Raw genomic sequence first — 285 nt, forward strand, 5'->3', positions numbered from 1 at the left:
CTGCTTCACTGATCGTTAATGTTCCTTGCATCAATTCATCACGTCTAAACCAATGCAAAGTGATTTGTTCGCCAAGGGTTCGATTTTGCAGTTGCTGTTCAAATTGACTGGTTACTTGCAAGTGGTCTGCTGCAATCAATAAATCACCCGCACTTAATCCCGCTTGATGTGCTGGACTGTGTTGGCTAACCGTTAGAATTTTTAACCCTAATGATTCCGCTTTTGTTTTTGCGCCAAAACCAATGTTATAACCTGTAGCTCCAGCACCACCCAAATCAGTTACAC

Annotated in this window: 1 protein-coding gene; it reads right to left on the reverse strand. The window is 42.5% G+C overall.

The window, feature by feature from the left end:
* Window positions 1-285, reverse strand: a 285-nt coding sequence (locus tag AAEY79_RS14540) for a PDZ domain-containing protein (RefSeq protein WP_352289006.1), incomplete at both ends; no start/stop codon positions are given.

The sequence above is a fragment of the Psychrobacter sp. GW64-MNA-CIBAN-0177 genome (genome assembly GCF_040309585.1).
Lineage (GTDB): Bacteria > Pseudomonadota > Gammaproteobacteria > Pseudomonadales > Moraxellaceae > Psychrobacter > Psychrobacter okhotskensis.